We start from the raw sequence: 22,821 nt of genomic DNA on the forward strand, positions 1-22,821 counted from the left end.
AAAAGCATAATTTGCATCCTTATTGGCCGGGTGAGCGCTGCCGGATCAGGCCTTCCTGCGCTACGGAGGCGACCAATGTGCCATTCCGGTTGAACAGGCTGCCTCGCGTCATTCCGCGTGAACCGGACGAACTGGGGCTGTCCTGCACATATAGCAGCCAGTCGCTGAAATCGGCGCGGCGGTGAAACCACATGGCGTGGTCGAGACTTGCCGCCTGCAATTGGCTGCTGAAGACCGATGTACCATGCGCATAAAGTGATGTGTCTAGCAGCGTCATATCGGAGATATAGGATAGAACGGCTGATTCCAGCTTCCTGTCATCGGGAATGGGGCCGGTTGGACGCACCCACAGAGTCTGCACGGGTTCGCGTTTCTCGCGGGTGAAATAGTCCTGCAGATTGGCGGGGCTCAACTCGATGGGCCGCGGGCGCGCCCAATATTGCCGCACGGGCTCTGGCGCATGGGCGAGATAATGGTCGCGGATTTCCGCTTCGCCGGCGAGTTCGTCCGGAGAGGGCACATCAGGCATGGCGATTTGATGGTCAAAACCTTCCTCGTCAAATTGAAAAGACGCGGAAAGCGAGAAAATGGCATGGCCGTGCTGCAAGGCGACGACCCGGCGTGTGGTAAAACTCTTGCCGTCCCTTATCCTGTCGACTTCGTAGATGATTGGAACCTTCGGATCGCCGGGGCGCATGAAATAAGCATGCAGCGAATGCACGTGTCGATCGTCTTCGACCGTGCGCTGCGCAGCCACCAACGCCTGGGCAATTACCTGTCCGCCGAAAACGCGCTGCCATCCCGTCTTCGGGCTGATGCCGCGGAAAAGGTTGACTTCGAGAGTTTCGATGTCGAGCAATCGGATCATATCTTCCACGGCGTCTGCTTTTGTTTCGGGGCGCGTCATTTTGGATCTCTCTCGAAGGTATTCAGGTCTTGCGCTTTGAGCTAATATGATAAGCCGAAAAGAACAATCCCAGAAAAGCGTGCAAACGCAGGAAACGAAAAATGATTGATATTCTCATCGGCGGTGGCGGTTATGTTGGGCTTTCGCTTGCCGTTGCCATCAAAAAAGCTGCGCCACATCTTCAAATCACCGTCGTTGATGCAGCGCCTGCCGGGGTGTGGAAAAAGGATGAGCGGGCTTCGGCCATCGCGGCGGGAGCTGTCAATCTTTTGAAAACGCTCAATGTCTGGGATGAGATCACGCCGGAAGCGGAACCGATCCGGCGCATGGTTATCACCGATTCGAAGCTTTCAGAGCCGGTTCGCCCGGTATTTCTCACCTTCGAAGGCAATGTTGCGGGTGATGAACCGTTTGCCTATATGGTGCCCAACCCCGCCATGGTTGGTGCATTGCGCAAGCAGATGGACGCGCTTGGCATTGAACTTCTGGAGGGGACCCAGGTTCTCGATTTTTCGATAGGCGATACAGCAGCCCATATTACGCTTTCTGATGGAAAGACACTTGATGCGCGGCTTCTTGTTGCCTGCGACGGCGTGCGCTCCAAGTTGCGGGATATTGCGGGCATCAAGACAGTTCGCTTTGATTACGGCCAATCCGGAATCGTGACGACCATCGAGCATGAACGCCCGCATGAAGGGGTGGCCGAGGAGCACTTCCTGCCCGCCGGACCGTTTGCGACGCTGCCGCTGAAAAACAACCGTTCCTCCCTTGTCTGGAACGAGCGCACCGAAGACGCAAACCGCTTGATTGCGGCAGACGATTTTGTTTTTGAAGCTGAACTGGAACGCCGTTTTGGGCATAAGCTCGGCGCGATCAAGGTGGTGGGCGGCAAGCGGGCCTTTCCGTTTGCGCTCACATTGGCGCGCGATTTCGTGCGTCCGCGCTTTGCGCTGGCTGGCGATGCGGCACACGGCATTCACCCGATTTCCGGGCAGGGCCTCAATCTGGGTTTCAAGGATGTTGCAGCGCTTGCGGAAACCATTGTCGATGCGGATCGGCTTGGTATCGATTTCGGCCAACTCAATATTCTGGAGCGCTATCAGGAGTGGCGGCGGTTTGACACCTTCCGAATGGGTGTGACCACGGATGTTTTGAACAGGCTCTTTTCAAACGACATCACGCCGGTCAGGATCGCGCGTGATTTCGGCCTTGGTCTCGTGGACCGCATGCCGGGCCTGAAGAATTTCTTCATCCGGCAGGCGTCCAATGTCGGCGGGTCTAACGATCCAAAATTGCTGGCTGGCGAGATGATCTGACGGGTTCGCGAAATCGGGCGCGCGTCAGTCTTCGATTTCGCGCGCTTCTGAGACAAGCATGATCGGGATACCGTCTCTGATCGGATAGGCGATCCTGGCCTTTTCGGACACCAGCTCATTGCGCTCTTCGTCATGCCGAAGCCGCCCCTTGGTGAGCGGGCAGACGAGCAGCTCCAGCATTTTGGGATCCATACCACTGCGGCGCACAGCATCTTCTCCTATTGCAGCATCGACGAGCCGCCGTCTGCGTCTCGCGCGAGAATGATTTCCGTAATGGCAATCAGAGTTTCGGCACGCGTTTTCAAGTCGGGGGCTTCCAGAAGCGCCTGTTTTTCGGCCAGTCCGAATGGTGCCATCATTGAGAGCGAATTGACCAATGAGGCATTGCTGGCGCGCGTGACGTTATCCCAATCGGCTTCCAGCTGGTTGGCCTCCAGAAAGTCGCGGAACGTGCTAAGCAGCGTTTCGCGATCAACCGTACTATCGTCTTCCTCATCGAGGTCGCCGAGGAAGGGCGCAAACTGGATCTGGCGGAAGGGCGTTGTCGTTGTCAGTTCCTCCGTCACACGGAAGCGGCAGACGCCGGTCAGCGTGATCAAGAGGCGACCGTCTCCCGTTTCCATGAAAGAGGTGATGCGGCCCAGGCAGCCCACCTTCGCAAGCACCGGCTTTTGTTTCTCAGCTTCTTCTTCGGAAGCGGGCTGGATCATGCCGATCAGCCTGTTTCCGGCGATTGCCGTGTCCATCATGGCGAGATAGCGCGGCTCAAATATATTCAGGGGAAGCCTGTTGCCGGGAAGCAGCAACGCGCCGGCTAAGGGAAAAACGGCCACTTTTTGCGGTAGGTCGTTTGCAGTCAGGTATCGGGCGTTTCCAGCGTTCATACCATTCTCTCTGACCTGCGTTCCGCCGTCAGGCAGTCAACAAGCCTTCTCATTTCCATTTCGGCCCCTTCAGCATTCTCTCCCAAACACAGTTTCAGGTCAAAAGCGGAAGACAATCAGGAGAAGAGGATCGCAGACATTTTGCGCCGTGCGGCAATCGTTGCCGGGTCAGTCGGGCCCCAGGCCTCGAAAAACTCGAGAAGCTGCTTGCGGGCAGCATCATCTCCAAACTCGCGGTCCCTCTTCATGATATAAAGAAGGTGCTCGCTGGCCGAGGTACGATCTCCCCGCACATTGTCGATCTTGGCGAGCTTGATGCGGGCCTCATGATGATCCGGGTTGAGCGAAAGTTCGTGTTCCAACGCTTGGGGATCGCCTAGCTTAGCAGCCTCCTGGTGCTGCTCTATGGCCTTGAGAACTGCCGCGACCTTCGGGTTTTTTCTCTCCTCGTCGCCGAGTTCGCCCAGCATGTCGGCTGCGCGTTCAGGCTGACCTGCCAGCACCATGCATTGTGCCATTCCGGCAACGGCTCGAATATTGCCCGGATCTGCCTGCATCGCTGCGGCGAAATAATTGGCTGCCCCGGCTGCGTCCTTTTCCGCCAGCAGGGTTTCGCCCTGCTCCAGAATCGCATCAAGCTGTTCTTCCTGCGGGTTCTGCTTGGCCGGTCCTGCGACCTTTTCGATGAACTGCTTGATCTGGCTTTCCGGTACTGCGCCCATGAAGCCATCGGCCGGCTGGCCGTTGACGAAGGCAACGACGGCTGGAATCGATTGAATGCCCATTTGGCCCGCGACTTCCGGGTGGTCGTCAATATTCATCTTCACGAGCTTCACGCGTCCGCCGGCTTCATTGACGGCACGCTCGATCATCGGACCCAGCTGCTTGCATGGACCGCACCACGGTGCCCAGAAATCAACCAGCACGGGCTGTGTGCTGGATTCCTGGATAACGTCGGTCATGAACTCTGCCGTTGTCGTGTCCTTGATCAGCGCACCGGCTGCGCCGTTCGCCACAGGTTTACCCGTTGCGCTACCGATTGTCTGGCTGCCATAGCCACCGAAAGAATTGCCGTAGGGATTGCCGCCGTTCATTGAAAACTCCTCATTGCCGCGTTTCGCGCGGCAAAAAAACTCATACCATAGATCGTAAGTTATTCCGTCACTTTCAAGACCAGCGGTTCATGGCCGGTCGCCTTGACGAAGCGCAAGAGATCGGACGATGACACAGACGTCGTCGCATCATTCTGCAGGGGATGCGAATTGATGATATCGCATTTCATCAAATCTTCATCCAAAATGAAAGTGACCTGGTTTTCCGTGTCGTTGATTGCCCCAAAAGTGGTCACTGAGCCCGGCACAACACCCAGATATTCCATGAGCTTGTCGGCAGAACCGAAGCTGACCCGGCCTGATGCGCCAATGATTGTGTGCACCTTTTTCAGATCCACAGTCGCATATTCTTCCACAGTCAGCAGAAAATAGCGGCCTTTCTTGTCCTTGACGAAGAGATTTTTGGTGTGGCCGCCGGGAATTTGCGCCCGCAAATCATCACCTTCCGCAACGGTGAAGACCGGTCTGTGCCACATGGTTTTGTGTTCGATGCCCAACGTATCGAGAAAAGCAAAAAGATCATCAGCTTTCTTCAGCGCAACATCTGTCATTTCGAAACCTGTTTTCACCGTCTTTGTCCCGCAATAGCGAGGGTTTGGGGTGAATGCAATGCGCTTTGCCAAATAGGGAAAGTCGCGCGGCATCAAAAAAAATCTGCGAATGCCGATTTTCCTGTTGCATTTCAAAATGCCATGCGCCATATAGCGCCCGTCGCAGCCACTGAGGTTGCGCACGGTTCACCACGTACCCCCGAACCGTGATCGCGTGAGCGGGTGTAGCTCAGGGGTAGAGCACAACCTTGCCAAGGTTGGGGTCGAGGGTTCGAATCCCTTCGCCCGCTCCAGTTTTCCAATTGTCCAGCCCGGAGACATAGGTAACACATTCGTGCCGATTGTCGGGCTTGGTCCCGCCCAAACTGGCTATAGAATCGCGGTCCTTTCGCAAGGTGGATCTCAAGCTTGCGGCTGCTTTACAACGGCGGATCGCAAAGCTTCCGGGATAATAAGTTTTCTGCGGATCGCCATCACTGTCGCTGCGGTCTTGTTGTTCACGCCCAACTTCTGGAAGATATTATTCCAGTGAAAGCGCACAGTGGCCGTGGAAATTGCGGTTATCTCGGCTATTTCCCAATCAGTTTTTCCCGACGCAGACCAGGACAGAACATCCTTTTCACGCTCTGTGAGGTGTGGAACGGGCGCGGTCTGATAGAAGCTCAGAAACTTGTCATAAAAAACGGAGGACAGGAGAAAGACTTCCGCCAGGTGTTCAATATTGCCTTTACCCACAGTTTGCTTTCGCGAAATTCCAAATCCGGCAACCTCGCCTGACGCATTGAAAATCGAGACGGTCAGCCCGTCGGCGACGCCGGCGTCCTCTGCCTCGCGCATCAGTTGATGCCAGTCTTCTCGAACGTCCCCCCCAAAGCGGGGGACACGGCTCAATTCATCGATTGCATCCGACCAGAAGAACGCTCCAGGTTTACTCAATCCAAGTTGATATACCGGGTCGACTTCGTGGCAGTCGTTTTGATGATAATGTTTTATCCAGTCTTCTGGATAATCCGTCAGAAATCCGTGAAGGCGTTTCAGGCCTATCGAGTCATGATCTGACAACAGTGAAAAAACCGCCGTGTCATATCCAAGATATTCTACGAAATCACAATAGATTCTAAAGGTTTCTTCCTGGTTCTGCGCAATCAGGAGGGCTTCGGCAGATGACTGTAGTTTACTCATCGCTTATCCTATCAAATCTGTCAGGTTTAATATTTATCTGGTCATTGCTATGCTTTTTATGACTGGTCGGGCAGTGCTGCGATAATAGGGGGAAGGCACGATAAAACGCGTTGTCTATTTGCTGTGAGACATTAGTTCACCAGCGAAATCAACATTCGTAAACCAAAATTTCTCCGTGCTGGTAAGCCTCTGTTTATATTGTAAAAATTGAAACGGGATTTTGTTATGAAAAAATATGCTTTGCTCCTTGTGGCTGTCTTTATGAGCCTTGCACAGGTTTTTCCGGTCCATGCTGCCGGTGAAAGCTCGCTCATTTCCGCTCTTCCCAGTTTCAGGTCGGACCCTGCCAGTTTGAAAAAGGTGGTCGTCGCCGCCAAATCTGCGGGATGGACTGTGCCGACCCAGCGAACCAACAATGTGCCCATCAACGGTACCTGGAAGTTCTCCACTTATAAGGGTGAAACGGGAACGGTGACCTTCAGTAGCGGAAAGATCACCTATGGTTCCGGCAACAGCAAGGGTGCCTTTACCGCCTTCTCCTTCATGAGCAACAAGAGCGAGCCCGACACACCGATCCTTGTGGTGTTGAAATCGGGCAGCAAATCGGCTTGGTACATTCCCTTCGTCAAGGGTGGGCAGAGGACGTTCCTGAATTTCAAAAACAAGCGCCAGTGGATCACGTTATACAAGTGATCGTGCGCTATCGCTCTGCTTTTTCAAAGGGCTTTTGGCTCCGGCGTTTCCGGGGCCTTTTTCGTTTCAGGATGCCTTTGGCGGATCGCTAAATTTCCACTTGTGATTTTGCAAAAAGAGCGTATCTCTTCGTTTCAGCAACATCGCAGAACGACGATCCCCGCACGACGGTTGTTGCATTCTATTGCGGGTCCAATGGACACATTGAAATTGATATGTTTTTCGAGCGCCGCTGACGCGTTCGGGAGGGCGTTGCGGTGAGCCGTGATGCTGTCGCCGTGGTCGATGAGGCCAGGCCGAGCGATGTTGATGCTTTGATCGAACTGGAAAAGCTGTTTCCGGAAGAGGATCGTATATCCCGTCGCAGCTGGTTGCGGTTTTTGCGTAAGCCCGGAACTGTTTTCGTGATCCGTGACGACGATCATATTGCGGCGGCAGCTGTGTTGCTTTTGCGCACAAACAGCCTCACAGCGCGGCTATATTCGATTGCGGTTGCTTCCAGCGCACGTGGGCGCGGATATGCACAGGCGCTGTTAGCGGCATGCGCACGAAACGCGCAAACGCGTGGCCGTGAAGCTCTCAGCCTGGAAGTGCGGGTTTCAAATGATGCCGCAATCTGGCTTTATCGCAATACCGGGTTTGAAATAACGGGAACCATCGCATCATATTACGACGATGGAGAGGATGCGCTGAAAATGCGCAAGGTTCTGGGTGAGGAACAAACGTGACCGATTGGCTCATACTTGTCGAGAATACTAGTGACATCGATCAGGGCGAGACACCCCATAAGGTGATGCGTATAGCCGACTATCTGGCGCGACCTTCCCTTTTTGCGGGGCGGCGGCCTTATGTGCTGAATCTTGCAAGATCCTATGGGTATCAGTCGTCCGGCTATTATGCCTCATTGCTGGCCGAAGCGCGTGGCCACCGCATCAGCCCAAGTGTGCAGACCATTGTGGAACTGTCGCAGAAGGGTCTTTACACGCATGCGATCCCTGACCTGAACGCCCGCCTGCAGGAAGCCCGGCAAAAAGGCGCTCCGGTGGTGGAAAGCCTCTTCGTTGCCTTTTCGAAGCCCGATGTTTCCGGCTATGGCAAGTTTGCCCGCGAGCTTTCAGACTGGTTTAGAACGCCTGCTATCGAAGTGGAGTTTCAGCCAAAACCGCCGCACGATATCGCCCGTATCAAGCCGATCCCGCCGCACAAGATGAATGGCGCGCGCCGCCATCATTTTCTGGAATCGATGGCTGCCTATACAAAGGGCCGGGCCAGCAACCCCAAATCGCGGCCGCAGTTCAAGTGGTCGCTTGCCATTCTGGCTGATCCGACGGAGAAAATGCCGCCGTCCAAGCCTGCTGCCTTGAAGCGGCTTTGCGATGTTGCCGAAAAAATGGGTGTCGAAACCGAAATTCTGGAACCGGGCGACCTGACCAGCCTTGCCGAGTTCGATGCGCTATTCATTCGTGCGACAACATCGATCGACAATTTCACGTACAAATTCGCCCGCCGCGCAGAGCAGGAGGGCATGCCGGTTATCGACGATACGATGTCGATGATCCGCTGCACCAACAAGGTTTATCTGAAAGAGATATTGGAAAAGGCCGGTGTGCCGATCCCGAAGACCGAAGTGATCAGCGAAAAGACGGATCTGGCCGGTGTCATGGAGCGTCTTGGAAGCCCGGTGGTTCTCAAGACGCCTGATGGCTCCTTTGGCGCCAATATGGTCAAGGCAACCAATCTTGAGGAACTGAAAGCCAGCTCATCTGCTCTGTTCAAGGATACGGCGCTTTTGATCGCGCAGGGCTTTCTGCCCACCAAATTCGACTGGCGTATCGGCGTCCTCGATGGCGAGCCGCTGTTTGCCTGCCAGTATCGCATGGCACGCGGTCATTGGCAGATCGTCAAGCGCGGAACGGACGGCAAGATCACCGAAGGCGGATCGGCGACCATGGCGATTTCCGATGCGCCGGCACTGGTTGTCGAAACCGCCGTGCGCGCAGCAAGGTTGATCGGAGACGGTCTTTACGGTGTTGATCTGAAGGAGACCGAGGACGGCGTCTTTGTCATTGAGATCAACGACAACCCCAATCTGGAAATCGATATCGAGGCTGCAGTTCTGAAAGACGAACTCTGGCGCAAGATTATCGCCTGGTTCGCTGCCCGGCTTGAGAGGCGCATGGGCCGGTAAAACCGGCCCCGTCTCTTCCCGTCTTAAATACGGCGGAAAATATAGTCTGTATCCTGAACGAGCACCTCGCCGGGTCGCAGAACGGCTTCGGGGAAGTCAGGGTGATTCACCGCGTCTGGCCATACCTGCGTTTCCAGGCAGAAGCCGCCGAATGGGCCGATAGCGCGGCCGTCGAGGCCCGGCGGTTTGCCTGCCAGCTTGAAGGCGGCGTAAAACTGCACGCCGGGCTCCGTTGTTGCCACATCCATGGCGAGGCCTGATGTCGGGCAACGCACTTCGACCACCTTGCGCTTGTCCACACGCTTGTCGGACAGGCAGAAATTGTGATCGTAGAGAACCTGTTTGCCCTGATCCATCTGTTTCATGGATTTCAGTTCGCGCAGGTCAAACGGCGTGCCGTCAACCGGTGCGATTTCGCCGGTCGGGATCTGATCGTCATCTGTCGGCAGGTAATGATCGGCAGCAATCATGATCTCGTGGTCGAGCGTGTCATCATTGTTGCCGATGTTGAAATAGCTGTGCTGGCAGATATTGACCGGGCAGGGCTGATCGACGGTTGAGGTGTAAACGACGGAGAGAACGCCGTCATCTTTCAGCGTATAGGTGGCGCGGATCGTGCAATTGCCGGGGTAACCGGCCTGGCCGTCCGGGTCGACAATTTCCAGCGTGGCACTGTTCTCTGTCGTCTCGACGAATTGCCAAAGCCGTTTGGCAATGCCGTTGGAGCCGCCATGAAGGTGGGTTACGCCCTTTTCATTGCGTTCCAGCTGATAGGTTTTTCCGTCGATTTCGAATTTGCCCTCGCAGATGCGGTTTGCGCAGCGGCCAGCGGTGGCTCCGAAATAGGAGGAGTAGTTCAGGTAATCGTCGAAGTCTTCAAAGCCGATGACCAGAGGTTTGTCATGACCTTCGAGCCGCAGATCCTGTATCACTGCGCCCCAGTTGATGATATTGGCGGTCAATCCGCCGCCTCTGAGGGTGGCGCGATAGACGTTTTCGCCCTGTTCGGTTGTGCCGAAGAGTTTCAGTTCCATTTCCCCGTTTCCAAATTTCAGCGCGTTAGCTCGCGCGTTGCATTTTCGAGCCCGCCAAGTGTCAGCGGATACATGCGCTCATTCATCAGTCGCCGCAAAATAGTGGTTGAGTGTGTGTAATGCCAGTAGTCTTCCCGCGATGGGTTGAGCCAGACGGCTTTTGGAAAGTGATCCAAGAGCCGTTGAAGCCAGACGGCACCAGCCTCCTTGTTGAAATGCTCCACTGAGCCACCCGGATGGGTGACCTCATAGGGTGCCATGGATGCATCGCCAACAAAAATCACCTTGTAGTCAGGGCCAAAGGTGCGAATGACATCAAACGTGTCCATACGCTCCGAATAGCGCCGTTTATTGTCCTTCCAGACACCTTCGTAGATGCAATTGTGGAAGTAGAAATATTCCATGTGCTTGAATTCGGATCGGGCAGCGGAAAAAAGCTCTTCGGCGACCTTGATGTGGTCGTCCATGGAGCCGCCGATATCGAAAAACATCAAGAGTTTGACAGCGTTTCGGCGTTCCGGGCGGGTTTTGATATCGAGATAGCCGTGTTCAGCGGTCGATTTGATCGTGCCGCCGAGATCAAGCTCTTCGTCTGCGCCCTGGCGTATCCACTTGCGCAGCCGTTTCAGCGCGATCTTGATGTTGCGGGTGCCGATTTCGACGGAATCGTCGAGATTCTTGAATTCGCGTTTGTCCCAAACCTTGACCGCGCGGCGGTTTCGCGATTCGTGCTGGCCAATGCGCACGCCTTCGGGATTGTAGCCATAGGCGCCGAACGGCGAGGTGCCGTTCGTGCCGATCCATTTGCTGCCGCCCTGGTGGCGCTCCTTTTGTTCGGCAAGACGCTCTTTCAGCGTCTCCATCAGCTTTTCGAGGCCGCCAAGCGCCTTAATCTGCGCCTTTTCTTCTTCTGTCAGAAAGCGGTCGGCCATACGGCGGAGCCATTCTTCTGGCAGGTCGCGCGGATCGACGCCTTCGGGAATGCCGCTGACGGCTTCCAGACCACGAAACGCATGGGCGAACACTTGATCGAAACGGTCGATATGGCGTTCATCCTTTACCAGCGAGGTGCGGGCAAGGTAATAGAACGCTTCGACATCGAAGTCTGCCAGGCCGTTCTTTGTACCCTCCAGCAACGTCAGATATTCCCGCAGGGAAACGGGAACCTTGGCTGCTTTCAGTTCAAGGAAGAAGGGGATGAACATCTCGAAATCTCATTGTCGACGGTGGCCGGGATCGGAACATTTGACCGTCCATTCGTCAACCCCTTCTTCGCCGCAACATCAATAGCCCGGATTGTGCTCCTCGCTTCCAATCTTTTCGATTTCAAACGGCGTCGTCTGATAGATGTTATTGATCCAATTGCCGAAAAGCAGGTGGGCATGGCTGCGCCAGCGGTTTAGCGGCGGGCGGGTCGGATCATTGTTCGGGAAGTAATTATGCGGCAGCTTGATCTCTATTCCGGCCTGTTGGTCGCGGAAATATTCATCCGCGAGAGAGGTCGAATCATATTCGATATGATTGAACACATAGAGCCGGTTGCCTTTGCGCTCGTGCACGATACAAGGGCCGGTTTCGCTCGACTCCATCAGGATATCAAGACCTTCATGTTCGATAATATCCGTTGAGCGGCACTCGGTCCAACGGGATACCGGAATCTGGAAGTCATCGGAAAAGCCATTCATGTAAGGCGAAGCGCGGTTGAGGTTCATATGGCGATAGACACCAAATGCCTTTTCCGCGAGCGTATATTTGGGAACCTTATGAAAATGCCAGATTGCGGCCATCGCGCCCCAGCAAATGTTGAGTGTCGAGTGAACGTTTGTGGTTGTCCAGTCGAGAATGGCCTTCATCTCGTCCCAATAGGTCACGTCCTCAAATTCCAGCTTTTCCACCGGTGCACCGGTAATGATGAAACCGTCAAACTTCTGGTCCTTGATTTCATCCCAGGTGTTGTAGAAGGCAAGCAGGTGTTCAACCGGTGTGTTCTTGGCCTGATGGCCGCCAATACGCACGAGCGACAATTCCACCTGCAGGGGCGAGGCGCCGATGAGGCGGGCAATCTGCACCTCTGTCTTGATCTTGTTCGGCATGAGGTTCAGGAGACCTATTCTCAGAGGGCGGATATCCTGGCGGATGGCCACTTTTTCGGTCATCACGCGCACACCCTCTTCGATGAGTGTTTCCTGCGCTGGCAAACCATCTGGAATTCTGATCGGCATTTCAGTCTCTCTCACACAACAAAAAACCGGCGGCGTAAAATCGCAACCGGTTCCTAAAACATTCTCAATGTTCGGGCCCCTTTAGCGACTTTTTTTAAGTGGCTGCAAGCCGGCCGGCAAATCACCACTGAAAAGCCCTATAATCCCGTTGGCTCAAAAAATCAATTCTGCCGTCGAGACATGAAGGCCAATCGCTCGAAAAGATGAATGTCCTGTTCGTTCTTCAAAAGTGCGCCGTGCAGCTTGGGCAGGATAGTCTTGGCGTCTGCCGAAAGGTCCTGCGGATCGATCTCATCGGCCACCAGAAGGCGAATCCAGTCCAGCGCTTCAGATGTCGAAGGCTTTTTCTTGATGCCCGGCACCTCGCGGATTTCGAAGAAGCGGTTGAGCGCGGCACTCACCAGGTCCTTGCGGATGCCGGGATAGTGTACCTCGACAATCTTCATCAGCGTGTCGGCTTCCGGGAACTTGATATAGTGGAAGAAGCAGCGGCGCAGGAACGCGTCAGGCAGTTCCTTTTCGTTGTTTGATGTGATGATGACGATGGGGCGAACCGCTGCCTTCACCGTTTCGCCGGTCTCATAGACGTGGAACTCCATACGATCGAGTTCCTGCAGCAGGTCGTTTGGAAATTCGATATCAGCCTTGTCGATTTCGTCGATCAGCAGCACGACCTTTTCGCCCGCCGAGAAGGCCTCCCAGAGCTTACCCTTGCGGATATAGTTGTTGATGTCGTTGAAACGTTCGTCGCCCAGCTGGCTGTCGCGCAGGCGGGAAACGGCATCATATTCATAAAGGCCCTGTTGTGCCTTGGTGGTGGATTTGATGTTCCATTCGATCATCTTCAGGCCAAGGCCTTCGGCGATCTGGCGTGCGAGCTCCGTTTTTCCCGTGCCCGGCTCACCCTTCACCAGAAGCGGGCGCTCAAGCTGAATGGCGGCATTGACCGCGATCATCAGATCCTTTTCGGCAATATAGCTTTCGGTGCCTTCAAAACGCATCGAGTTTTGTTCCTCATTGTTCAAGTTTGACCAAAGCTATGGGTTTGCCCGACTTCGCGCAAGTGAGCTGGGAACATTTCCGCCGAGGGTGGCGTTGGACTCACACAAACCATAGAGAAGGAGTATCCCCATGCGTACACGCACTTATATCGCGGGCGCTCTTCTGCCCGTCGTCAATTCCGTACTCTTCGGTGCCGGTGCGATTGCTGTCTTGAGCATTCCCGCACTTGAAGACCTTGCTGCCTATTTCATCCCCGCTGTGGTGGCAGCCAGCTTTGCAATAACACCGCTGATTGCATGGCGCCTTGCACCGCGGATGCGCCTCAATCGCGCGCACCGTCCTTAAACTGGTGAATAGCCGGGTGGATTTCGTTCCGCCCGGCTTTTTTTGCTCTTATAGGTCGCGATCAGGCCCTTATCTCCTGCCTCTGGAACGTTACATAGGCAGCTGTGTAAACCACCACCATCGCCGCCAGCAGGCCGGAAAGCTCCGGCCAGATCAGAAGCGCGCTCTGTCCAAACGGCAAGGGCATGCCCATGACCGCGCGTTCCATCTGGTAGGCGAATACGAGCCCCAGTGACCGCGTTTGCGGGTTGAGGATCGCAATCGTCGCCTCGTTGAACAGCGTATTGGGCGAGATGCGGGCAATAGCCTGCCCCACCTCGGCCTGGTGGATAATACTCATCTGGTTGAACGGGTCTGCGGGCGCAATTCCGCTTGCCGCTAATGGTGCAATCATGCCCCAGAAGAGGGTGAAGACCATCCAGAGCGTCAGCCCGGCCAGCGCTGCCGTTGCAGGCGACTTGAACACTGTCGAGAAGAACAGCGAAATCGCCAGCCACACGCCTGCATAGGCCAATGACACCAAGAGGAATGTCAGCCCACGCAGGATTTCCTCGCCTGACGGCGGAAGACCCAGCATGAGGATACCCATGCCGGTGATCAGCAGCCACAAAGTGACGAGGCAAATGCCGATGACCAGCAGACCACCGAGAAACTTGCCGGCCAGCAGTGCATCCCGGTAGATTGGCTGGGACAATATTCGACTCATCGTGCGGCGCGAGTATTCGCCGTTGATGCCGTCAAAGGCGAGCGCGATGCCGATCAGCGGCAGCAGGAAGCCGAGAAAGGTGACGAATGACGGCAGCGGTTGTTTGGCTGTGGTGAGCAGCCGCAGGAAGATGAATGGATCTTCGCTCACCGTGCTCTTGATTTCGCCCAGAGCGCCATAGATCGAACCGAGCGCGGTCAGGAGGATCAGGAGCATGACAAGATGCATGCGCGGGCTTGTCATGTGGTCGGCGGCTTCCTTCATGGCGACGGAAGCAAGACCTGTGAAGGGGGAACCTTTACGCTGCATAGCTATCCATCCTTTCGAAATAACGCGCATAGACCTCATCCAGATCGGACCGGTCCATAGACATCTGTTTCAGCATCCCGCCTGCCTCAACGATGGCCTTTGCCACCTCGCCGCGCACGTCGCGGGTCGCATCAATACGCACCACCCCGGAATTTGACATGCTGACATTGCCGATGCCGTCTATACCGCGCGTGACGGCGGCAATGTCGCAACCATCGGCGACCGTTTCGATGACATAGGAACCGCCCAGCACTTCGCCGGCGAGATCGCTCACCTTGCCGATGAGACCGATCTTGCCCTTGTTGAACAGCGCCACACGGCTGCAGATCGATTGCACCATGCTCAACAGGTGCGAGGACAAGACAACCGTCATGCCTTCGGAGGCCAATTTCACGATCAGGTCGAGAAGTTCCTGCGTTGACTGCGGATCAAGGCCGGATGTTGGCTCGTCCAGAATGGCAAGTTCAGCGCCCTTGACCAGAATATCGGCAATCCCGAGCCTCTGGCGCATGCCGCGCGAGAAGGTGGCCACGCGCTTGTCCGCCACATGGGCGAGGCGAACCCGTAACAGCGCCTCGTCTATGCGCATCTGCGCCGTTGACGACGGCATGTCTTGCAGGCGGGCCATGAAGGCGAGGTTTTCCCGCGCCGTCATGTTGTCGTAAAAACCGACCGCGTCGGGCAGATAACCCACCCGCTGTTTGACAGCGAGTGGTTCGCGAAAGGGATCGTGTCCCAGAACACGGATTTCGCCTTCGCTTGCCTCGGTCAGACCGAGCATGAGCAGAATGGTCGTCGTCTTGCCTGCGCCGTTGGGACCGAGAAGACCGAAAATCTCGCCCTTGTTCACGGTCAGGTCGAGGCCGTCGACGGCGGCATTCGGCCCGTACGTTTTCCGGAGGCCTTTTACCTCAATGACGGGCGTACTCATCTGCGGCCATACCGGGTGACGGCCAGCGCCAGAACCATCAGCGCGCTGCCGATAATGCCAAGACCGGCAATGCCCCAGAGGGTCGATGTGGTCACAGTGACGCGGAAATTGGAGCTGTCGGAAAGTCCGTCGCCGCGGGCGTTCACGGTCACCATGTAATCGCCGGCGATGGCCTTGTCGGTCGGCGTCATATGCACGGCTACCTGCTGATCGCTGCCGGGAGCCAGTTGGTCAATGGTCTTGGGGTCCATTTCCACCTTCCAGCCGGAGGGGGCGCTGGCGGAAAGCTTGATATCCTGTGCCGGCGCGCTGCCGGAGTTGGAGACGGTGTAATCGAAAACCTGCTCCTTGCCGGCTTCCGCCTGTCCGGAGAGGCGTCCATCCTTGGTGGAAAGCGCCAGATTCGGCTGGCCGGTCAACTGCAGCAGAAGCCCGGTCTTGGCGTTCATGTCGGCATTTGCGGCAGCCACCGCCACCTTGTAGTCTCCGGCGGCAACATCAGCGGGCGGTTTCACCGAAAGTTTCACCGTCTTCGATTCGCCAGCCTTCAGCGGAAGGCTTGCCAGTTCCTGATTGCCGTATTGCTCCTTGAAGGTGGTCTGGAAACCATCGGGCGCATTTGCAAGCAGGTTCAGCGTTGTGTCGTTCTCGCTCTCGTTCTTGATGGTCAGGTCGTAGTCGAAGGAAGATTTCGGTGTGCCGCGCAACGCTGGCAGTTTGGCCTCCAAAGACAGGCTTGCCGGTTTGCCCTCGGCCATGGTCATTTCAATGGGCAAGGTCAGCATCGTTCCGTTTTCGGTATTGCCCTGCAGGGTGAAGTTATACTGGCCAGGTTTGATATCCTTGGGCGGGGTGACCTTGAGCTGCAGGTGGGCGGTGTCGTCCGGCATGGCGTAAGCTGCGGAAATCGGCTTTCCGCTGCCCTGCAGTTCCCAGGTCCAACCGGACGGCAGGTCCCTCACTGAGAATTCGACCCGCTGCGGCGGTTCTTCGGAATTCGCGAGATTGATGGAAAGCGTCGCCTCCTGTCCGATGCTTTCCGTGATGGCGGGATAATCCGTCGTCAACCAAAGGCCCTGCGGCTTCATGTTATCGGCGAAAGAAGAATTTGCTCCAGCGAGCAGCACACCGGCAGCGGTCGCGGCCAGTGTCATGCGGTGAAAACGAACCATCGTATCACTCTCCATTTGATCTTGATGTGTTTCCGACGGCAAAGGTCAGAAAGGCCTTTGTCACCTCCCGATCCCAGGATAGGCGCGCAAACGCTCAGCTCGAATTTTGACAAAAAGGGGGCAGGAAAATTACGGTTTGTTCATGTTACAGCCGCATTACCGCCACATCCGCAAAACGGCCTGAGGCGCGTTGTCGCAGCAGCTGGAATCAGCCTTCCAGCTCCTCGCGCAGCATCTCAAGTTCCAGCCATTCCTCTTCCATTGCGACTATGCTGTCGCGCAGCTTTTGCAGGTCGGCGGCCGCTTTGTTGAAGCCAGCCGGGTCCTTGTTGAAAAAGGCTGGATCAGCCATCTTTTCCTCCAGCTTGGCCGCCTTGGCTTCTGCTTCTTCCATCTGCCTGGGCAGGTTTTCGAGCGCGAATTTCTGTTTGTAGGAAAGCTTGCCCTGGCCCTTCGGTTTTTCCGGCTGGCTCGCAGGCGCTTTTGCTTTTTCCTTCTTTGCCTCGGCGCGCTCTTCCTTTTCGGTCAGCTTGCGCTGGGCGAGCATGTCGGAATAGCCGCCTGCATATTCGATCCAGCGCCCATCGGGATTTTCCGGGTTTGCGGGCGCAATTGTCGAGGTCACGGTGCGGTCGAGGAAATCGCGGTCGTGCGAAACGAGAAGCACGGTGCCGGGGAAACCGGCCACGATCTCCTGCAACAGATCAAGCGTTTCAATGTCGAGGTCGTTGGTTGGCTCGTCGAGAATGAGCAGGTTTGCTGGACGTGAGAGAATGCGCGCCAGCATCAGCCGTGCCCGTTCACCACCGGAAAGCTCCCGGATCGGCGTTCGCGCCTGTTCCGGCTGAAAGAGGAAATCCTTCATATAGCCGGTCACATGGCGCTGTTCGCCGTTAATGACCAGGCTCTCGCCGCGCCCGTCCGTCAGGTAATGCGCCAGCGTGTCATCCAGATTGAGATCTTCCCGGCGCTGATCGAGTGTTGCAATTTCCAGATTGGTTCCGAGCTTCAGCATGCCTTCGTCGGGCTCAAGCTGGCCCGTCAGCATTTTCAGAAGCGTTGTCTTGCCGGCACCATTCGGACCGACAAAACCGATCCGGTCGCCGCGGTGCACGCGCATGGAGAAGGGCGCAACGATGGTTCGTTCGCCAAAGGACTTGGCGATCTTCTCGGCTTCGATCACCAGCTTGCCGGATTCCCTGGCGTCGGCAACCTGCGCCTTGGCCTGGCCTTGCGGTCCCTGATGTTCGCGGTAAGCCTTGCGCATATCCTGCAGTTCGCCCACACGGCGCATATTGCGTTTGCGCCGCGCCGTCACGCCGTAGCGCATCCAATGTTCTTCGCGCTCGATGGCCTTGCCGAGTTTGTGCTGGGCTTCGGCTTCTTCTTCCAGAACTTTGTCGCGCCACTCTTCAAAATCGGCAAAGCCCTTTTCAAGCCGCCGTGCGGTGCCGCGGTCGAGCCACACGGTGGCGGTGGAGACCTTTTCCAGAAAACGGCGGTCGTGCGAGATCAGAACCAGAGCGGAGCGGGTTTTCTGCAGTTCGCCTTCCAGCCATTCAATGGTTGTCAGATCCAGATGGTTGGTCGGCTCGTCCAGCAATAAAATATCAGGTTCAGGCGCCAGAACGCGGGCAAGAGCTGCACGGCGCGCCTCACCACCTGAGAGATTTTTCGGGTTCTCAGTGCCTGCAAGCCCCAGATGTTCCAGCAGATATTGAACACGGTAAGGATCATCGCCGGGACCAAGGCCAGCTTGGGCATAGGCCTCCACCGTTTCAAAAGCGCCGAAATCCGGGGCCTGTTCAAGGTAGCGGATGGTAGCAGAAGGATGGCGGAAAATTTCGCCACTTTGGGCTTCCGCGAGGCCTGCGGCAATCTTGAGCAGGGTCGATTTGCCGGAACCATTGCGGCCCACAAGGCAAATCCGGTCGCCCGGTTCCACCTGCAGTTCAGCGCCCGCCAGCAGCGGCGTGCCGCCAAAGGTGAGATGAATATCGTCGAGTTTCAGAATGGGTGGGGCCAAGTCAGGCTCCTGTCAGGTCAAAGGGGCGGGCCAGCAAAATGGCTTTACCGCTGCCGATTGTTATGGTGACCGGGCCGAGCGCAACATTGGAAATCGTGCGCGATGAGCCCAGCTGCAATTGAATAGCATCCAATGGATAGCGTGCATTGGAAATGGAGAGATCGCTCAGATCGGAAAAGGCGATAATCGAAAAGAGGCTTTCTTCCGGCAGATTGAAAATCCGTTCGCCTGCTTCCAGCGGCCAAGCCTCCTCTTCGCCGGAGGTCAATGTAACGGATATGCCCTTCTCCTGCAAAGACAAGCCAAAAAGCAGGTGCATCAAGGCGTGGTCGGTGCGTTCCCCGCCGAGTGCGCCGACAAAAATCAGCGATGTCGCACCGCGGTCCAGCGCTGCCTTGGCGGCGATTGCCCCATCGGTGTCAGACTTTTTCGGATCAAAAGGACGTTGCGGAACGTTGGGCCATTCTGCGCGCAACTCGGCGGAGGCGGAATCGAAATCGCCGACCCACAGTTCGGGCGTCAGGCCCAGCACCTTGGCATGGCGCATGCCGCTGTCGGCGGCAACGGATCGCGTGCCGGCCACAAGCGCTGCCGTGCGCTTACTCGGTGTGAAATTGCCGCCAAGAAGAATGGTGAAGACCGTCATATCCGCGCCAATAGCGCAAAGCGCCCGGCAAGCAAAGCGTAATCGAACTTGCAATGCGCAATAGCCGGCGTTAAAGCTCGTGTCGCTCTAACGGGGTGCCCATTTGCTGGGCTGAGAGGCTTTGTGCCAACCCGAGGAACCTGATCCGGCTAGCACCGGCGGAGGGATTAGACGTCTTGAATGCCCAAGAAGCGCCTATCCCCGAAATCGAAAAGAGAGGAGGCGCTGATGCGCAAGATAACCATTTCACTTCTTACGGCTGCGGCCGCATTGACCGTTTCGGCCACGTCCCATGCCGCAGACAAGGTCTTGACCGTCTACACCTATGAAAGCTTCACTGCCGAGTGGGGTCCGGGCCCCAAGGTCAAGGAGGCCTTTGAAAAGAGCTGCGGCTGCGAGGTCAATTTTGTTGGGGTGGAAGACGGCGTTGCTTTGCTCAACCGTCTGAAGCTTGAGGGTGAGGAGACCAAAGCTGATATTGTGCTCGGTCTCGACACGGGTCTGATTGCTGACGCCAAAGCAACCGGACTTTTTGCGCCCGCTGATGTCGATACGTCCGCCGTGTCTGTTCCCGGCGGCTTTTCCGATGAAGTTTTCGTTCCTTACGATTACGGTCATTTCGCCGTGGTCTACGATACCGAGGCGATGCAAAATCCGCCGAAGAGCATGCAGGAACTGGTCGACGGCGATGCGTCGCAGAAGATCGTGATCGAAGACCCGCGCACCTCGACGCCGGGCCTTGGCCTGCTGCTCTGGGTGAAGTCCATCTATGGCGACAAGGCGGGCGAGGCATGGTCCAAGCTCAAGGACCGCGTTCTCACCGTTACGCCCGGCTGGTCTGAGGCCTATGGCATGTTCACCAATGGTGAAGCGCCGATGGTTTTGTCTTATACGACCTCTCCGGCCTATCACATGATTGCCGAGGATACGGACCGTTATCAGGCTGCATCTTTCTCCGAGGGTCATTATATTCAGATCGAAGTGGCCGGACGCACCAAAACGAGCGAAAATCCGGAGCTTGCCAAGAGATTCCTCTCCTTCATGGTCAGCCCGGCCTTTCAGGATATCATCCCTGAAACCAACTGGATGTTCCCGGCTGCCAAAACATCTGCGCCACTGGCCGATGCATTCGACAAGCTGGTTCATCCGGAAAACACGTTCCTCATGAGTGCCGAAGAGGTCTCCGCCAACCGTAAGGCGTGGGTGGATGAATGGCTTGCGGCCATGGGCACCCGGTAATGGCCAAGGCCGCGGGGCGCAGCTTCAATGCCGATATTGCCGCCGGGACACTTGCTCTCTGCGGCATAGCCGGTTTTGTGCTCGCGGCCATCTTTCCTCTGTTGCGCATCGGCAGTTCGGGGCTCACGGAGGTCATTTTCTCGGCCAGGACGCTTTATATTCTGCAGTTCACGCTTTGGCAGGCGTTTTTATCGACCGCACTCTCCATCCTCTGTGCCATTCCCGTGGCAAGTGCGCTTGCCCGGCGGCCGCAGTTTCCCGGCCGTATCTGGATTGTGCGCCTGATGGCGGCACCCATGGGCTTGCCCGCACTTGTGGGTGCCTTCGGTATTCTTGCTGTCTGGGGCCGACAGGGCATATTGAACGACGGGCTCAACGCGCTCGGATTTGAGCGTCCTATCAGTATCTACGGCCTTTCCGGCATTCTGGTTGCGCATGTATTTTTCAACTGGCCGCTGGCTGCACGGCTCATTCTGGCCGGACTTGAGCGACTGCCGCCGCAATATTGGCGGCTTTCCGTCAGCCTCGGCATGGGGTCCTGGCAGATTTTTCGTTTCGTGGAATGGCCGGCCATCCTGCGGCTTCTGCCGGGTATCGCAGGGCTCATCTTCATGCTGTGCGCGACGTCGTTCACGCTGGTCCTGCTGCTGGGCGGCGGGCCTGCATCCACGACGTTGGAAGTGGCCATTTATCAGGCCCTGAAATTTGACTTTGATCCGCCTTTGGCCGTGGCGCTCAGTTTGCTTCAGGTCGGCCTTATGGGCTTGCTGCTGGCGGCTCTCTCCTTGATGCCTTCCGCGCAGGAAGACCGCGCCCTCACACAGATGGGCTATCGCCGCTATGATGGTGCCGGTCTGTCAATGCGCCTTCTGGATGGCGTCTTCATCCTTGCCCTCGTTGTGTTCTGTGCCTCGCCGCTTGTTGCTGTTGCCGCCAAAGGAGTCAGCGCATCCATCGTTGATCTGACCGCGCGACCGCTGTTCTGGCGGGCAGCAGGCACCAGCGCGCTGATTGCGGGCTCAGCGGCTCTTATCTCGGTCTTTCTCGCCTATTGCCTTTCGGTGGCGCGTTTCACGCTGGGTGAAAACAAAGCCGGCTATGCAAGATTGCTTTCGGCCCTCATGTCAGGTGCCGGGTCGCTTATCCTTGTCGTGCCGCCTGTTGTGTTGGCAACGGGTTGGTTTCTGGTCCTGCGCGGGCGCGGAGAGAGCCTTCCGATCATTCTGGTCACCATTATCAATGCCTTGATGGCGCTTCCCTTTGCCATACGTGTCCTTGAACCGGCTATCGTCAGCCACCGGTTGCGGGTGGAGCGGTTGGCGCAGAGCCTGGGTATTCTCGGTCTGGCCCGGCTTCGCATCGTTGACTGGCCGGTGCTGCGAAAGCCGCTTGCCATGGGCTGGGCCTTTGCTGCGGCGCTTTCGCTGGGTGATCTCGGTGCGGTAGCCCTTTTCGGCGGCAATCAGATCGTTACGCTGCCCTGGCTGATGTATTCGAGCCTCGGCAGTTATCGCAGCGACGATGCGGCAGCGATTGCGTTTCTTTTGGCGATCATCTGCCTCACACTTGCCATTGCCGGAGCGCCGCGCGGAACGCAGGAGAAGGCGATTTGACAGCCGATATCGACCTCGACAATGTTCGTCTGAAACTCGGGAATGCAGAATTTCACTTCCATAGGCATATCGATGCGGGTTCCTTTGTGGCCGTCACCGGCCCTTCGGGTTCGGGCAAGACGACGCTTTTTAATCTGATTGCCGGGTTTGTGGCACCTGACACGGGTGCGGTCAGGATTGGGCAGGCGATAATGAATGACACGCCGCCGGCTGCGCGCCCGGTCTCGCTGATTTTCCAGGACCACAACCTGTTTGCTCATCTTAATGTGTTCAAAAATGTTGCACTGGGCATTCATCCGGCCCTGCGCCTCAAGGGCGAAGATCGCGCACGCATTGACGTCGCGCTGGAGGAGGTGGGACTTGCCGGTTTTGGGGAGCGGATGCCGGGCTCTCTTTCGGGGGGAGAGCGGCAGCGGGTCGCGTTTGCCCGCGCGCTGGTCCGCAAACGCCCGGTTTTATTGCTGGATGAGCCTTTTGCGTCACTTGATCCGCATCTGCGGGTCGAAATGGGCGCCTTGCTCACCAAACTCCACCGCCGCGAGGGTGCAACGATCCTGATCATCACCCACGAACCGGCTGAAGCCGAGAGGCTTGCCAATTACACCATTCGCATCGAAAACGGCAGAATCGCGGGTTGAATGCGCGTGCGCCACAATTTGGCCGTTGCCCTGTGTAACCGGATTTTTCCGGTTCCGCCTATGCAAAGGCAATCCAAATCGGATAAGTTGAAAGCGTTCAAGCCT

General features: G+C 56.4%; 23 protein-coding genes, 1 tRNA gene and 2 riboswitches. Of the genes, 9 read left to right on the plus strand and 15 right to left on the minus strand.

Annotated elements, in window-relative coordinates:
• Positions 1-19: 19 nt before the first annotated feature.
• On the minus strand, positions 20-907 hold the full coding sequence (gene tesB / locus NHF56_RS17615) for an acyl-CoA thioesterase II (protein WP_252806988.1): 888 nt from the start codon (positions 905-907) through the stop codon (positions 20-22).
• Positions 908-1,008: 101 nt separating this feature from the next.
• Between tesB and NHF56_RS17620 the strand changes: the two genes are divergently transcribed.
• Positions 1,009-2,223 carry a ubiquinone biosynthesis hydroxylase gene (locus NHF56_RS17620; RefSeq protein ID WP_252806990.1) on the plus strand — a complete coding sequence of 405 codons (1,215 nt, stop codon included), beginning with the start codon at positions 1,009-1,011 and terminating at the stop codon, positions 2,221-2,223.
• A gap of 24 nt (positions 2,224-2,247) precedes the next feature.
• On the opposite strand, the gene NHF56_RS17625 is transcribed toward NHF56_RS17620, so the two are convergent.
• The 4 genes from NHF56_RS17625 to NHF56_RS17640 all read right to left on the minus strand — a co-directional run bounded on the left by NHF56_RS17625 (position 2,248) and on the right by NHF56_RS17640 (position 4,770).
• Positions 2,248-2,415, minus strand: a complete 168-nt coding sequence (locus NHF56_RS17625; protein WP_252807343.1) for a Trm112 family protein — start codon at positions 2,413-2,415, stop codon at positions 2,248-2,250.
• Between the two features lie 26 nt (positions 2,416-2,441).
• On the minus strand, positions 2,442-3,107 hold the full coding sequence (locus NHF56_RS17630; RefSeq protein ID WP_252806992.1) for an LON peptidase substrate-binding domain-containing protein: 666 nt from the start codon (positions 3,105-3,107) through the stop codon (positions 2,442-2,444).
• Positions 3,108-3,223: 116 nt separating this feature from the next.
• A complete protein-coding gene (trxA, locus tag NHF56_RS17635; RefSeq protein ID WP_252806994.1) occupies positions 3,224-4,201 on the minus strand; it encodes a thioredoxin in 978 nt (325 codons plus the stop codon).
• A 59-nt stretch (positions 4,202-4,260) separates the two neighbouring features.
• Entirely contained in the window at positions 4,261-4,770 is a 510-nt protein-coding gene (locus NHF56_RS17640; protein WP_252807344.1) for a prolyl-tRNA synthetase associated domain-containing protein, read from the minus strand.
• A gap of 218 nt (positions 4,771-4,988) precedes the next feature.
• On the opposite strand from NHF56_RS17640, the gene NHF56_RS17645 reads away from it, so the two are divergent.
• Positions 4,989-5,063 (plus strand) — tRNA-Gly (locus tag NHF56_RS17645).
• Positions 5,064-5,172: 109 nt separating this feature from the next.
• Here NHF56_RS17645 and NHF56_RS17650 read toward each other — a convergent pair.
• Positions 5,173-5,952: a LuxR family transcriptional regulator gene (locus NHF56_RS17650; protein WP_252806996.1), complete on the minus strand. Its 780-nt coding sequence runs from the start codon at positions 5,950-5,952 to the stop codon at positions 5,173-5,175.
• A 225-nt stretch (positions 5,953-6,177) separates the two neighbouring features.
• Here NHF56_RS17650 and NHF56_RS17655 point away from each other — a divergent pair, with 225 nt between their 5' ends.
• From NHF56_RS17655 to NHF56_RS17665, 3 genes are all read left to right on the plus strand, one after another.
• The gene (locus NHF56_RS17655) at positions 6,178-6,645 is read left to right on the plus strand and encodes a hypothetical protein (RefSeq protein ID WP_252806998.1); all 468 of its coding nucleotides are present in this window, start codon (positions 6,178-6,180) and stop codon (positions 6,643-6,645) included.
• A 257-nt stretch (positions 6,646-6,902) separates the two neighbouring features.
• The gene (locus tag NHF56_RS17660; RefSeq protein WP_252807000.1) at positions 6,903-7,373 is read left to right on the plus strand and encodes a GNAT family N-acetyltransferase; all 471 of its coding nucleotides are present in this window, start codon (positions 6,903-6,905) and stop codon (positions 7,371-7,373) included.
• The gene (locus NHF56_RS17665; RefSeq protein ID WP_252807001.1) at positions 7,370-8,833 is read left to right on the plus strand and encodes a RimK-like ATPgrasp N-terminal domain-containing protein; all 1,464 of its coding nucleotides are present in this window, start codon (positions 7,370-7,372) and stop codon (positions 8,831-8,833) included. Before NHF56_RS17660 ends, NHF56_RS17665 begins: the two co-directional genes overlap by 4 nt.
• Positions 8,834-8,856: 23 nt before the next feature.
• Here NHF56_RS17665 and NHF56_RS17670 read toward each other — a convergent pair whose 3' ends face one another.
• The 4 genes from NHF56_RS17670 to NHF56_RS17685 form a co-directional block, all read right to left on the minus strand.
• Positions 8,857-9,867, minus strand: coding sequence for an aldose epimerase family protein (locus tag NHF56_RS17670; protein WP_252807004.1), 1,011 nt, complete (start codon positions 9,865-9,867; stop codon positions 8,857-8,859).
• Between the two features lie 17 nt (positions 9,868-9,884).
• Positions 9,885-11,072, minus strand: coding sequence for a VWA domain-containing protein (locus NHF56_RS17675; RefSeq protein WP_252807006.1), 1,188 nt, complete (start codon positions 11,070-11,072; stop codon positions 9,885-9,887).
• A 78-nt stretch (positions 11,073-11,150) separates the two neighbouring features.
• The gene (gene metA / locus NHF56_RS17680; RefSeq protein ID WP_252807008.1) at positions 11,151-12,089 is read right to left on the minus strand and encodes a homoserine O-succinyltransferase; all 939 of its coding nucleotides are present in this window, start codon (positions 12,087-12,089) and stop codon (positions 11,151-11,153) included.
• Between the two features lie 61 nt (positions 12,090-12,150).
• Positions 12,151-12,227: riboswitch (SAM riboswitch) on the minus strand.
• Positions 12,228-12,250: 23 nt separating this feature from the next.
• Complete coding sequence (locus NHF56_RS17685) at positions 12,251-13,090, minus strand: MoxR family ATPase (RefSeq protein WP_252807009.1); 840 nt, start codon at positions 13,088-13,090, stop codon at positions 12,251-12,253.
• Positions 13,091-13,220: 130 nt separating this feature from the next.
• Here NHF56_RS17685 and NHF56_RS17690 point away from each other — a divergent pair, with 130 nt between their 5' ends.
• Positions 13,221-13,436, plus strand: coding sequence for a hypothetical protein (locus NHF56_RS17690; RefSeq protein WP_252807011.1), 216 nt, complete (start codon positions 13,221-13,223; stop codon positions 13,434-13,436).
• A 61-nt stretch (positions 13,437-13,497) separates the two neighbouring features.
• Here the strand turns inward: NHF56_RS17690 and NHF56_RS17695 are convergent, their stop codons facing one another.
• The 5 genes from NHF56_RS17695 to NHF56_RS17715 all read right to left on the minus strand — a co-directional run bounded on the left by NHF56_RS17695 (position 13,498) and on the right by NHF56_RS17715 (position 19,226).
• Entirely contained in the window at positions 13,498-14,451 is a 954-nt protein-coding gene (locus NHF56_RS17695; protein ID WP_252807013.1) for an ABC transporter permease, read from the minus strand.
• Positions 14,441-15,382 carry an ABC transporter ATP-binding protein gene (locus NHF56_RS17700; RefSeq protein WP_252807015.1) on the minus strand — a complete coding sequence of 314 codons (942 nt, stop codon included), beginning with the start codon at positions 15,380-15,382 and terminating at the stop codon, positions 14,441-14,443. The genes NHF56_RS17695 and NHF56_RS17700 overlap by 11 nt, the downstream gene beginning before the upstream one ends.
• Positions 15,379-16,554, minus strand: a complete 1,176-nt coding sequence (locus NHF56_RS17705) for an NEW3 domain-containing protein (RefSeq protein WP_252807017.1) — start codon at positions 16,552-16,554, stop codon at positions 15,379-15,381. Before NHF56_RS17705 ends, NHF56_RS17700 begins: the two co-directional genes overlap by 4 nt.
• 208 nt (positions 16,555-16,762) lie before the next feature.
• Positions 16,763-18,580, minus strand: coding sequence for an ABC-F family ATP-binding cassette domain-containing protein (locus NHF56_RS17710; protein ID WP_252807019.1), 1,818 nt, complete (start codon positions 18,578-18,580; stop codon positions 16,763-16,765).
• A gap of 1 nt (position 18,581) precedes the next feature.
• Positions 18,582-19,226: a thiamine diphosphokinase gene (locus NHF56_RS17715; RefSeq protein WP_252807021.1), complete on the minus strand. Its 645-nt coding sequence runs from the start codon at positions 19,224-19,226 to the stop codon at positions 18,582-18,584.
• An 81-nt stretch (positions 19,227-19,307) separates the two neighbouring features.
• A riboswitch (TPP riboswitch) is annotated at positions 19,308-19,410 on the plus strand.
• A 44-nt stretch (positions 19,411-19,454) separates the two neighbouring features.
• On the opposite strand from NHF56_RS17715, the gene thiB reads away from it, so the two are divergent.
• Genes thiB through NHF56_RS17730 form a run of 3 tightly spaced genes read left to right on the plus strand, consistent with a single transcriptional unit; the run spans position 19,455 to position 22,716 of the window.
• Complete coding sequence (thiB, locus tag NHF56_RS17720) at positions 19,455-20,465, plus strand: thiamine ABC transporter substrate binding subunit (protein ID WP_252807022.1); 1,011 nt, start codon at positions 19,455-19,457, stop codon at positions 20,463-20,465.
• The gene (gene thiP, locus NHF56_RS17725) at positions 20,465-22,078 is read left to right on the plus strand and encodes a thiamine/thiamine pyrophosphate ABC transporter permease (RefSeq protein ID WP_252807024.1); all 1,614 of its coding nucleotides are present in this window, start codon (positions 20,465-20,467) and stop codon (positions 22,076-22,078) included. The genes thiB and thiP overlap by 1 nt, the downstream gene beginning before the upstream one ends.
• Positions 22,075-22,716, plus strand: coding sequence for an ATP-binding cassette domain-containing protein (locus tag NHF56_RS17730; RefSeq protein ID WP_252807026.1), 642 nt, complete (start codon positions 22,075-22,077; stop codon positions 22,714-22,716). Before thiP ends, NHF56_RS17730 begins: the two co-directional genes overlap by 4 nt.
• The last annotated feature ends 105 nt before the right edge of the window (positions 22,717-22,821 follow it).

The sequence above is a fragment of the Rhizobium sp. L1K21 genome, from assembly GCF_024055895.1.
GTDB lineage: Bacteria > Pseudomonadota > Alphaproteobacteria > Rhizobiales > Rhizobiaceae > Ensifer_A.

Coding starts and splice junctions, on each gene's coding strand:
- tesB (WP_252806988.1), bottom strand. CDS start 907: ATGACGCGCCCCGAAACAAAAGCAGACGCCGTGGAAGATATGATCCGA.
- NHF56_RS17620 (WP_252806990.1), top strand. CDS start 1,009: ATGATTGATATTCTCATCGGCGGTGGCGGTTATGTTGGGCTTTCGCTT.
- NHF56_RS17625 (WP_252807343.1), bottom strand. CDS start 2,415: ATGGATCCCAAAATGCTGGAGCTGCTCGTCTGCCCGCTCACCAAGGGG.
- NHF56_RS17630 (WP_252806992.1), bottom strand. CDS start 3,107: ATGAACGCTGGAAACGCCCGATACCTGACTGCAAACGACCTACCGCAA.
- trxA (WP_252806994.1), bottom strand. CDS start 4,201: ATGAACGGCGGCAATCCCTACGGCAATTCTTTCGGTGGCTATGGCAGC.
- NHF56_RS17640 (WP_252807344.1), bottom strand. CDS start 4,770: ATGACAGATGTTGCGCTGAAGAAAGCTGATGATCTTTTTGCTTTTCTC.
- NHF56_RS17650 (WP_252806996.1), bottom strand. CDS start 5,952: ATGAGTAAACTACAGTCATCTGCCGAAGCCCTCCTGATTGCGCAGAAC.
- NHF56_RS17655 (WP_252806998.1), top strand. CDS start 6,178: ATGAAAAAATATGCTTTGCTCCTTGTGGCTGTCTTTATGAGCCTTGCA.
- NHF56_RS17670 (WP_252807004.1), bottom strand. CDS start 9,867: ATGGAACTGAAACTCTTCGGCACAACCGAACAGGGCGAAAACGTCTAT.
- NHF56_RS17675 (WP_252807006.1), bottom strand. CDS start 11,072: ATGTTCATCCCCTTCTTCCTTGAACTGAAAGCAGCCAAGGTTCCCGTT.
- metA (WP_252807008.1), bottom strand. CDS start 12,089: ATGCCGATCAGAATTCCAGATGGTTTGCCAGCGCAGGAAACACTCATC.
- NHF56_RS17685 (WP_252807009.1), bottom strand. CDS start 13,090: ATGCGTTTTGAAGGCACCGAAAGCTATATTGCCGAAAAGGATCTGATG.
- NHF56_RS17690 (WP_252807011.1), top strand. CDS start 13,221: ATGCGTACACGCACTTATATCGCGGGCGCTCTTCTGCCCGTCGTCAAT.
- NHF56_RS17695 (WP_252807013.1), bottom strand. CDS start 14,451: ATGCAGCGTAAAGGTTCCCCCTTCACAGGTCTTGCTTCCGTCGCCATG.
- NHF56_RS17700 (WP_252807015.1), bottom strand. CDS start 15,382: ATGAGTACGCCCGTCATTGAGGTAAAAGGCCTCCGGAAAACGTACGGG.
- NHF56_RS17705 (WP_252807017.1), bottom strand. CDS start 16,554: ATGGTTCGTTTTCACCGCATGACACTGGCCGCGACCGCTGCCGGTGTG.
- NHF56_RS17715 (WP_252807021.1), bottom strand. CDS start 19,226: ATGACGGTCTTCACCATTCTTCTTGGCGGCAATTTCACACCGAGTAAG.
- thiB (WP_252807022.1), top strand. CDS start 19,455: ATGCGCAAGATAACCATTTCACTTCTTACGGCTGCGGCCGCATTGACC.
- thiP (WP_252807024.1), top strand. CDS start 20,465: ATGGCCAAGGCCGCGGGGCGCAGCTTCAATGCCGATATTGCCGCCGGG.